We start from the raw sequence: 7,393 nt of genomic DNA, 5'->3' as shown, positions 1-7,393 counted from the left end.
GGCCCGCGCCTCGGCGCGGGCCGGACGGCGTTCGCAAGTTCGCCCCACCGCACCCCCCCCGACCCGACCGCGCGGACCAGCGGCGCCGGCGCCCGGGGCGGTGACGGCGCGGCTGCTGGCGGAACAACAGATTCCGTTCAGGGGGCACGAGTTCTGTGCAAGGTCCCGAACTCTGGGTACAGCACTGCTGGAGACACGTGTGCAGGACACCGGTTCACCCACTCGGCGCGGCCCGGGCGTGCGTCGGGCATCACCGGTCTAACCTGGCACGACCAGCGGGTCCGGCTCGCCCGAAGCCACCCGGACCGTGAACGAGGAGGCGCAGTGACCGAAGCGACGACGACCGACCTGGCGAAGGACGAGCGATCGAACTCCGCCAAGCCGCTGGCCAACGGGCGTGGCGGCGGTGACCCCGCCACCCGCGGCAAGACAACCATCGCCGACGGCGTCGTCGCCAAGATCGCCGGCCTCGCCGCCCGCGACGTGGTCGGCGTCCACGCCATGGGCACCGGGTTCGCCCGCACCTTCGGTGCCGTGCGCGACCGCGTCCCCGGCGGGACCAAGTCCGCCACCCGCGGTGTCAAGGCCGAGGTCGGGGAGGTGCAGACCGCGCTCGACCTCGACATCGTCGTCGAGTACGGCGTCTCCATCGCCGAGGTCGCCCGCACCGTCCGCGAGAACGTCGTCTCCTCCGTCGAACGCATGACGGGACTGGAGGTCGTCGAGGTCAACATCAACGTCGGCGACGTGAAGCTGCCCGAGGACCTGGAGGAAGAGGCCGAGGACGAGAGCCGCCCGCCGCTCCAGTGAGCCGGACGCCCTCGCACCACCAGGGACAACCCCGGGCCGCCAGGACCGGTGAGTGAAGGAGCGGAAGATGAGCATGGCCGTCGTCGGCATGATCGCGGGCATGGCACTCGGATTCGCCGGCTATTTCGGCGGGTTCGGTGCCTTCCTGCTGGTTGCCGCGCTCGGCGCCGTCGGCTTCGTCGCCGGCCGGTTCGCCGAGGGAGATCTACAGCCGGGGGACTTCTTCCGGCCGGGGGAGCGCAACCGCGACAATGAACGACGCCTCTGAGGTCGCCGCCGCGCCGGTCCCCCCGGCCGAGCGCGGCGCCACCCGTATCGCCGAACGCGTCGTCGCCAAACTCGCGGCCCAGGCCGCCCGCGAGGCACTCCGGGAGAGCGCGGCGCCGTCCGACTCCCCGGCCGCCCCGCGGGCGGGCAGCAGCCGTTACCCGGAGGCCCACGTGTCGCTGCGCGGCTCCGCGGTCCCCGGCAGCGGGGAGGTCGCGGACATCCGCGTCGGCGTCGAACTCGACTACCCGACCGACATCGGCGCGCGCTGCCGCGCCGTCCGTACCCGGGTCGAGACCCGGGTGCGCGACCTCGCCGGCATGCAGACGCCGGGCATCGAGGTCGACGTCGTCGCCCTGTACTCCGAGCACCTCACGGCCGGCGGGAGGGTGCGGTGACCGAGCGCGACACCACCCCCGAACCCGGCCCCACCACCGGCGCCGCCACCCGCCCGACCGGCGCCGGCGACGGCCCGGACGGGCGCACGGAGCGTTCGACGCCACCGGCCGCCTCCCGCGGCGCCGGTGACGAGCCCGCCGCCGGCGGACCGGCGCACGGCCCCGACGACGGGACCGCCACCGGCACCGATGAGCCGTCCCACCCGGCGCGGCGGTTCTGGTCCACCCGTCGGCTGCCCGCAGCCGCCCTCGCCGTCCTGCTGCTCGCCGCGCTCGGCCCACTGCTCTACGACATCGTCGCCGTGCGGGCCGACCGCCCGGCGTCCGCCTGGCGCACCGAACTCGCGGACCAGCTCGCCCGCCGCACCCTCGACGACCCCTGGGTCGTCGCGATCGCCGTCGCGCTGGTGCTGGTCGGAGTGGCCCTCGTCGTCGCCGCCCTGACCCCGGGGCTGCGCGGTCTGCTGCCGATGCGGCGGTCCGACCCCCGGGTCCGCCCCGGTATCGAACGCAACGCCGCCGCCCAGGTGGTCCGCGACCGGGCGATGGGCGTCGCGGGAGTGCGGTCGGTCCGCGTCCGGGTCGGCCGCTCCCGGGTGCGGGTCTCGGCCCGCGCCCACTTCCGTGACCTCGACGAGGTCCGCGCCGACCTCGACGGCGCCATGCGCCTGGCGCTGGCCGAACTCGACCTCGCCCACCGACCGGCGCTCCGGGTCCAGGTGAGCCGGCCCGCCGGCTGACGCGGACGCCCCTGCCGCCCGCGGTCCCGACCGCCGCGACGACGCCCCGTACGGGGCGGAAAGATCTGGAGATGCTGCGAACCGTCAACAGGGTCTTCCTCACCCTCGCCGGACTGGTCCTCGCCGGGGTGGGCGGCGTCGTGCTCGCCCTGGCCGCCGACCTGCCCTCCCGCCTCGGCGTGGGGCTGCCGGCCGACTGGTCCTGGCAGGGGCCGGACTCCGCCGTGCTCAGCCGCGCCGACCGGCTCCACTGGCGGGGCGAGAGCTGGTGGTGGCCCGTGGTCATCGGCACCCTCGCCGTCCTGCTGCTGCTCGCGCTGTGGTGGCTCCTCGCCCAACTCCGGCGCCGCCGGCTGGGCACCGTCGACGTCGACACCGGCGACGGCCAGTCGGCCGGGCTGCGCGCCGGTGCCGTGGAGGACGTGCTGACGGCCGAGGCCGAGGCGCTGCCCGGAGTGGAGCGCGCCCGGTTCACCCTGGTCGCCCGCCGCGCCGGCCCCGGCGCGCGGGTCGGTCTGCTGATCGCACCCCAGGCCCGTCCGCGCGACGTCGTGGAGACCCTGCGGGACCGGACCCTGGAGAACGCCCGGGTCTCGGCCGGCGCCGACGACCTCCCGGCCGAGATCAGACTGCGGGCGACGCGCCACTCCGCCGACCGCGTCAGCTGAGGCGCACCGCCGACGGCGTCGGCCACGGTCCGGCAGCGGCGGTCCGGTGGGGGAGGCGGGTCAGCGCCCGGCGGGAACCTCGGGCGCCGTCCCCGCGGAGTCGGCAGCCCCGGCGGCGTTCCGTCCGGCCCCGTCCGCCTGCTCCGCCCCCGCGCTCGGCACACCACCGCGGGCCCCCTCGGGCCGCGGCTCCCCGCCCGGGGTGCCCTCACCGGAATCGGTGCCGGACTCGCCGCCCGGCGCACCACCATGCGGTCCGCCGCCGGCCGACGCGCCGTCCCCGGCGGTGCCGCCGCCATCCGTACCGGAGCCGCCCTCGCCGGCGGCGTCCGCCAGCTCGCGCCGCAGCAGGATCCACCAGCCCACCGGGACCATCGCCGCGAAGAGCCACCACTGCAACGCGTAGGCGAAGTGCGCGCCGATGCCGCTGTGGCTCGGGGCGGCCAACCGCTCCGGCTGCTCGGCGCCCTCGGGGAGTTCGGGGTCCAGCTCGGTCAGCACCATGAAGCCGCTGAGGAACGGCATCCCCGCGGCCTGGGCCCGCTGCTCGCTGTTGACGAGCATCACCATGCCCTCCGGCAGCCCCTGGGTGTCGCGGATGCCGGTGGTCGCCGTCGTCTCGTCCACCATCAGCCGGCCGGTGACCGTCACCTCGCCCTCGGGCGCCGACGGCACCTCCGGCAGGCGGGTCGGATCGTTCCCCGCAGGGACGAAGCCGCGGTTGACCAGCACGGCCGGCCCGTCCTCCGGGACCAGCGGCGTCAGCACGAAGTAGCCGAGGACACCCTTCTGGTTGCCGGTGCGGGAGCGGGCGACGACCTCCTGCGAGGAGTCGAACCGCCCGGTGGCCGTCACCGCCCGGAACCGGTCGTCCGGGTCCGGTGCCTCACCGGGGGCGGACAGCTCCGCCATCGGCACCGGGTCGGCCGCGAGGCTGCCGCCGATGAGCTCGTTTCGGGCGACGCGCTGGTCGTGGCGGTCGTACTGCCAGTTACCGGCCCAGATGAAGGCCGGGATCAGCAGCAGCGCCACGAGGGTCAGCATCACCCATTGCCGGGACAGCAGCACACGGAACACAGCTACCGACGGTACCGGAGGAGACTCACCGCTCCGGCGCCGGGTCTGCCGCCGCGCCCTCGGCCGGGACCACGTCGCGCAGCAGCTGGGTGAACGCGGCCTCGTCCACCACGGGAGTGTTGTGGCGTCGGGCCCGCGCCAGCTTCCCGGTCGCCGCCTCCGGGTCGTTGGTCACCAGCAGGCTGGTCAGCCCCGAGACGCTCGTGGCGACGTGCAGTCCCGCCTCGCACGCCTGGTCCTCCAGCAGCTCCCGGTCGACCGAGGTGTCGCCCGAGAAGGCCACCCGCATGCCCTGCGCCAGCCGTCCGCCGGGTTCGTAGCGCCCAGGGTTGGGATAGGGGCTCGGCGGCAGCCGCCGAGCCTGCCGCCACATCCCCGCGCCGACTCGGGCGGCGGAACCCGCCCCGCCCGGATCGGCCCGGGTGCCGTCGCTCATCTCCGTCAGCGGCCGGCACATCAGCAGCGGAAGCCGCAGCCCCTGCCGCGCCGCGCGCCGCAGGCTCGGCGCGAACGCCTCCGCCAGCACCCGGGCGTCGTCCAGCGCGTGGTGGGCGCGCTCCTGCCGCACCCCGAAATAGGCGATGAGGGAGGACAACTTGTGGTTGGGCAGCGGCAGCCCCAGCTCCTTGGACAGCGCGATGGTGCACAAGCGCTGCCGGACCGGGGGGACCCCGCCGGCACGTGCGTACTCGCGGGCGATCATCGTCCAGTCGAACACCGCGTTGTGGGCCACCAGCACCCGTCCCTCCAGCCGCCGCCCCAGCTCCTCGGCGATCTCCGGGAAGAGCGGCGCGTCCGCGAGGGTCTCGGAGGTGAGCCCGTGGATCCAGGTCGGGCCCGGGTCGCGCTGGGGGTTCACCAGCGTGTACCAGTGGTCCTCCACCTCCGCGCGGGCGTTGAGGCGGTAGACGGCCGCGGAGATGACGCGGTCCTCGCGGGACAGGCCGGTGGTCTCGACGTCGACCACCGCGTACCCCTCCGGATAGCCCTGTGGCCAGGGCGCGTTGGCGGGCTCCTGTGCGGGGACGTAGGCCGTGGGCGAAGGGTGGTCTTCGGACATGGTTCCAGAGAATACGGGCCGGTACCGACAGTTCGGTCATCCGCCCACGCCGCTTCACCGGTCCGACGTCTCCGCGAACTGACGCATCCCCAGCTCGCCCGCCGCCGCCACGGGACCCTCGCGGTGCCGCACCGGGGACGCGCCCACCGCCCCCGAGGCCGCCCCGCCGCCGCCGTGCCCGCCCCACCGCGCCCCGGCGCCGCACCCGGCGCGTGATGTCCGGGGACTCACGTACGCTGCCACGTAGCGGGTGGACACACAGGGCATCACGCCCCGCCGCCGCCCGCCGGGCCCCGCGACCGAGACCGCGACGAGAGAGACGAAGGAGGAGTCGTGCTGCTCGACACCTACGGCCGGACGGCGACCGACCTCCGCGTCTCCCTCACCGACCGCTGCAACCTCCGCTGCACCTACTGCATGCCGGAGGAGGGCCTGGACTGGCTCGCGAAGTCCACCCTGCTCACCGACGACGAGATCGTGCGCCTGGTCCGCATCGCCGTCACCCGCCTCGGCGTCCGGGAAGTCCGCTTCACCGGCGGGGAGCCGCTGCTGCGCCCCGGTCTGGTCTCCATCGTGCAGCGGTGCGCCGCGCTCGACCCGCGGCCCGAACTCTCCCTCACCACCAACGGCATCGGCCTGGAGAAGGTCGCCCCCGCGCTGCGCGACGCCGGCCTGGACCGGGTCAACGTCAGCATCGACACCGTCGATCCGGAGACCTTCCACCGGCTCACCCGACGCCGTCGCCTCGACGACGTGCTCCGCGGGCTCGCCGCGGCGCACGACGCCGGGCTCACCCCGGTCAAGGTCAACAGCGTGCTGATGCGCGGTGTCAACGACGACCAGGCCCCCGACCTGCTCGCCTGGGCGATGGAGCACGGGTACGAACTGCGCTTCATCGAGCAGATGCCGCTGGACGCGCAGCACGGCTGGACCCGGCGGGAGATGGTCACCGCCGAGGAGATCCTCACCTCGCTGCGCAGCCGGTGGAGCCTCGTCCCCGAGGGCGACGCCGCGCGCGGCTCCGCCCCGGCGGAACGCTGGCTGGTGGACGGCGGCCCGTACCGCGTCGGGGTGATCGGCTCGGTGACCCGCCCGTTCTGCGGAGCCTGCGACCGCACGCGGCTGACCGCCGACGGGCAGATCCGCAACTGCCTCTTCGCCCGGGAGGAGACGGATCTCCGCTCGGCGCTGCGCGCGGACCCGGCGGAGCTCGGCGGCATCGAGCAGGCCGACGAGCGGGTCGCGGAGCTGTGGCGGGCGGCGATGTGGGGCAAGAAGGCCGGCTCCGGCATCGACGACCCGACGTTCCTCCAGCCGCCCCGGCCGATGTCGGCGATCGGCGGCTGACGACCGCCCCGGGCCCGTCGGTCCAGCGCAGGGGCGGCAGCGGCGCTCGCGTCAGCCGGCGGTCGGCGGCTGCGGCCGACCGCTGCCGGAGCCCCCGTCCCACTCGGCCAGCGCCACGACCTCCTTGAGGAAGCTGCGCGCGCCCAGGAACGCGGAGAGCGACTCCCGATGGTCGTCGCAGGCGAGCCACGTCTTGCGGCGGTCGGGGGTGTGGAGCTTGGGGTTGTTCCAGGCGAGCACCCACCGGGCGGGCGCGCGGCAGCCCTTGGCCGAACAGATCACCGGGTCGTTCACGCGCCCCATCCAACACGCAGGGCGTCGCCCGGGCAAAACCGGGTCGGTCGCGCGGGACGGTGCGGGCCGGCCGGTCGGCGGACCGCGCCCGGACGCACAGCGACGCCGGGCAGCCACGGGGGGAGCCGCCCGGCGTCGGTCTGTCGCTCCGACGGGGGATGCGGAGCGCTCCTGCAGTATGACATGTGACCAGGTTGACAGCGCAGCCGATCGCGGAGATTGCCCTGCCGATTCACCGGCCGTCGGTCGCGGTCTCCCGGCCGCCGGTGCCGGGGCGCTCGCCGCCGGCCGCTCCGCCGGGTCCCCCCGTCCCGGCCTGCCCGATCCCGACGTCACCGGCAGCGGGCAGCGCAGCGCGCGGCGGTGGGCCGAGCGTGGTCCGGGGGAGCGGGGCGGCGTTCTCCCGCCCGGCGTTGGCGACGATCACGGCCACGTAGGGAAGCAGCGTGCCCAGGGCGAGCGTGACGACGGCGAGGGGGCGACTGACGTCCCACAGCGCCACGGTCAGCAGCACCGACGCGGTGCGCACCAGCATCGCGATCGTGTAGCGGCGCTGCCGCGCTCTGACGTCCTCCGTCAGGCTCGTCCGCGCACCGCTGATGCGGTACACCTCGGGCTCACTGCCGCCGCGTCGCCACCGTGCCATGGTCCACCATCCGATTCGTCCGGGAACACGAATCCCGCCCGGATTCACACGGTACTCCCGGGCCGGCCCCCGACGGCGGCGGGGGC

At 75.2% G+C, this 7,393-nt stretch carries 10 protein-coding genes; 6 read left to right on the top strand and 4 right to left on the bottom strand.

Translation table 11 applies throughout. The features are described from left to right. Nucleotides 1–348 precede the first annotated feature (348 nt). The 5 genes from HCN52_RS19515 (at nt 349) to amaP (ending at nt 2,883) form a co-directional block, all read left to right on the top strand. On the top strand, nt 349–810 hold the full coding sequence (locus HCN52_RS19515; RefSeq protein ID WP_209314751.1) for an Asp23/Gls24 family envelope stress response protein: 462 nt from the start codon (nt 349–351) through the stop codon (nt 808–810). A 67-nt stretch (nt 811–877) separates the two neighbouring features. Beyond that, complete coding sequence (locus HCN52_RS19510; RefSeq protein ID WP_167935430.1) at nt 878–1,078, top strand: hypothetical protein; 201 nt, start codon at nt 878–880, stop codon at nt 1,076–1,078. Beyond that, nucleotides 1,062–1,475, top strand: a complete 414-nt coding sequence (locus tag HCN52_RS19505; protein ID WP_168089751.1) for an Asp23/Gls24 family envelope stress response protein — start codon at nt 1,062–1,064, stop codon at nt 1,473–1,475. The genes HCN52_RS19510 and HCN52_RS19505 overlap by 17 nt, the downstream gene beginning before the upstream one ends. Beyond that, nucleotides 1,472–2,215, top strand: coding sequence for a DUF6286 domain-containing protein (locus tag HCN52_RS19500; RefSeq protein WP_168089750.1), 744 nt, complete (start codon nt 1,472–1,474; stop codon nt 2,213–2,215). The genes HCN52_RS19505 and HCN52_RS19500 overlap by 4 nt, the downstream gene beginning before the upstream one ends. A gap of 71 nt (nt 2,216–2,286) precedes the next feature. Beyond that, nucleotides 2,287–2,883, top strand: coding sequence for an alkaline shock response membrane anchor protein AmaP (gene amaP / locus HCN52_RS19495; RefSeq protein WP_168089749.1), 597 nt, complete (start codon nt 2,287–2,289; stop codon nt 2,881–2,883). 60 nt (nt 2,884–2,943) lie between these two features. Here amaP and HCN52_RS19490 read toward each other — a convergent pair whose 3' ends face one another. Beyond that, on the bottom strand, nt 2,944–3,960 hold the full coding sequence (locus HCN52_RS19490) for an SURF1 family cytochrome oxidase biogenesis protein (protein ID WP_168089748.1): 1,017 nt from the start codon (nt 3,958–3,960) through the stop codon (nt 2,944–2,946). A gap of 25 nt (nt 3,961–3,985) precedes the next feature. Then, a complete protein-coding gene (locus HCN52_RS19485; RefSeq protein ID WP_168089747.1) occupies nt 3,986–5,020 on the bottom strand; it encodes a DEDDh family exonuclease in 1,035 nt (344 codons plus the stop codon). A gap of 333 nt (nt 5,021–5,353) precedes the next feature. On the opposite strand from HCN52_RS19485, the gene moaA reads away from it, so the two are divergent. Continuing rightward, complete coding sequence (gene moaA, locus HCN52_RS19480) at nt 5,354–6,367, top strand: GTP 3',8-cyclase MoaA (RefSeq protein ID WP_168089746.1); 1,014 nt, start codon at nt 5,354–5,356, stop codon at nt 6,365–6,367. 51 nt (nt 6,368–6,418) lie between these two features. Here the strand turns inward: moaA and HCN52_RS19475 are convergent, their stop codons facing one another. Both HCN52_RS19475 and HCN52_RS19470 read right to left on the bottom strand, forming a co-directional pair. Next, nucleotides 6,419–6,661 carry a hypothetical protein gene (locus HCN52_RS19475; RefSeq protein ID WP_312876785.1) on the bottom strand — a complete coding sequence of 81 codons (243 nt, stop codon included), beginning with the start codon at nt 6,659–6,661 and terminating at the stop codon, nt 6,419–6,421. A gap of 232 nt (nt 6,662–6,893) precedes the next feature. After that, a complete protein-coding gene (locus HCN52_RS19470; protein WP_168089744.1) occupies nt 6,894–7,307 on the bottom strand; it encodes a DUF3099 domain-containing protein in 414 nt (137 codons plus the stop codon). Nucleotides 7,308–7,393: the final 86 nt, after the last annotated feature.

This window comes from Streptomyces bohaiensis, from assembly GCF_012033785.1.
Lineage (GTDB): Bacteria > Actinomycetota > Actinomycetes > Streptomycetales > Streptomycetaceae > Streptomyces > Streptomyces bohaiensis.
Note: the sequence above shows the minus strand (reverse complement) of the source record. Positions and strands in the feature narration are given on the sequence as shown.